Source organism: Dolichospermum circinale AWQC131C (assembly GCF_000426905.1).
Lineage (GTDB): Bacteria > Cyanobacteriota > Cyanobacteriia > Cyanobacteriales > Nostocaceae > Dolichospermum > Dolichospermum circinale.
The window spans coordinates 197,274-199,562 of the sequence record NZ_KE384588.1; the positions used below are offsets into that span (position 1 = coordinate 197,274).

The 2,289-nt window shown below is 41.9% G+C and carries 2 pseudogenes; both read left to right on the forward strand.

Features of this window, described 5'->3' with window-relative positions:
• Positions 1 to 118: 118 nt before the first annotated feature.
• Positions 119 to 1,190 (forward strand): annotated as a pseudogene (gene thiO, locus ACIR131C_RS27295) (glycine oxidase ThiO); the annotation flags it as partial.
• Between the two features lie 137 nt (positions 1,191 to 1,327).
• Positions 1,328 to 2,119 (forward strand): annotated as a pseudogene (locus ACIR131C_RS27300) (glycine oxidase ThiO); the annotation flags it as partial.
• Positions 2,120 to 2,289: the final 170 nt, after the last annotated feature.

Consider the following 2,289-nt stretch of genomic DNA (forward strand, 5'->3'; position numbering starts at 1 on the left):
GGTGAAGTGTCAAGTGTTTCCCCGCACCTTCAGGTCGGTGAGTATGTCAACAAATTCTACTCCCTTTGTTAGCCTTTATGAGTTATTAGTTATTTACTAGACTAATGACTAATGACTAATGACTAATGATGTTTTAATTATTGGTGGTGGTATTATCGGGTTGGCTTGCGGTCTTGAATTGAAATTACGGGGTGCTAATGTAACTGTACTTTCACGTGATTTTACTGCTGCTGCCAGCCACGCCGCCGCCGGAATGTTAGCTCCTGAAGCAGAAAATATTACTCATGAGCCGATGTTGTCTTTGTGTCGGCGATCGCGCAATTTATACTTAAATTGGACGGAAAAATTAGCAGAATTAACTGGAGAAAAGGATGTAAATAATACAGGTTATTGGCCTTGTGGTATCCTCGCACCAGTTTATCAACAACCACAAAATACAGGGGATAGAAACGCCCACTGGTTGAATAAAGATACTATTAACCAATATCAACCAGGTTTGGGTCAGGATGTGGTCGGTGGTTGGTGGTATCCTGAAGACGGGCAAGTTGATAACCGGGCTTTAATTAAAGTTCTACGGACTGCGGCGGAGTCTGAGGGTATTATATTCCAAGACGGAGTTACCGTAGAAGCTATTTCTCAACAACAGGGAAAAGTGATTGGTGTCCAAACTAATATAGGTTTATTTCGGGCTGACCATTATCTTTTAACCGCTGGTGCTTGGGTAAATCAATTATTACCTTTAGCAGTGCGTCCCCGTAAAGGACAAATGTTGAGTTTACGAGTCCCAGATTGTCTCAATGAATTACCCTTAACTAGAGTATTATTTGGAGAGGGTATTTATATTGTCCCCCGACGCAATCGTTCTATCATTATTGGTGCAACTAATGAAGATGTGGGATTTACTGCCTATAATACCCCAGTCGGGATTCAAAGTTTACTACAATCAGCTATTCGCTTGTATCCCCAATTAGAAAATTATCCTCTTCAAGAACTTTGGTGGGGATTTCGTCCAGCTACCTCCGATGAATTACCTATTTTGGGTGCTAGTCATTGTCCTAATTTAACTTTGGCTACTGGTCATTACCGCAATGGAATTTTACTCGCACCAGTGACAGCGACATTAATTGCTGATTTGATTTGCGAACAAAAAACAGATCCTATTTTACCTAATTTCCACTATTCCCGTTTTTCTGCTGTGTCATCTACTACTACATCAATGGCCATTAATTCTACTGTCACTAATACTAATATTAATAGTGTAAACAAGCTCCAAAATAAATCATTTTGTGACATAGCTACGCCGAGACTATCAGATCTAAATATTCAAGATTCACCATTAATTATTGCCGGTAAAAGCTTTAGTTCTCGGTTAATGACGGGAACTGGTAAATATCGCAGTATCCAGGAAATGCAGCAAAGTGTCGAAAACAGTGGTTGTCAAATTGTAACGGTGGCCGTGCGACGGGTACAAACTAATGCACCAGGACATGAAGGTTTAGGAGAGGCGCTAGATTGGAGTAAGATTTGGATGTTACCTAATACTGCTGGCTGTCAAACTGCGGAGGAAGCCATTCGGGTGGCACGCTTGGGACGAGAAATGGCGAAATTATTGGGACAAGAAGATAATAATTTTGTCAAGTTAGAAGTTATACCTGATCCTAAATATTTACTTCCAGATCCCATAGGTACTTTACAAGCGGCGGAACAATTGGTAAAAGAAGGTTTTGCTGTATTGCCTTATATTAATGCTGATCCTATGTTAGCAAAGCGGTTAGAAGAGGTTGGCTGTGCCACTGTGATGCCTTTAGCTGCGCCCATTGGTTCTGGACAAGGGCTGAAAACTACCGCCAATATTCGGATTATTATTGAAAATGCTAAAATACCAGTGGTGGTAGATGCGGGTATTGGTGCGCCTTCACAAGCCGCTGAGGCGATGGAATTGGGGGCAGATGCGTTATTAATTAATAGTGCGATCGCTTTGGCTGAAAATGCCCCAGCCATGGCTTATGCGATGAATTTAGCAACTGTGGCGGGTCGCATAGCTTATTTGTCGGGTAGGATGCCCATTAAAGAGTATGCTAGTGCGAGTTCTCCTGTAACGGGAACGATTACTGGTTAGTTTTGTTGTACTTAGATCCCCGGCTTCTTCCAGAAGTCCGAATCGCTGTCTAATTTCAATGGCAAATATTGTCTCCTTCTATCATACAGCAAGTAGCTTTGAGTGAGGTACACCTTGTGCGGGCATCTTGCCCGCACCACAAGAGTTTTATTATTAATATCTGTACTTCA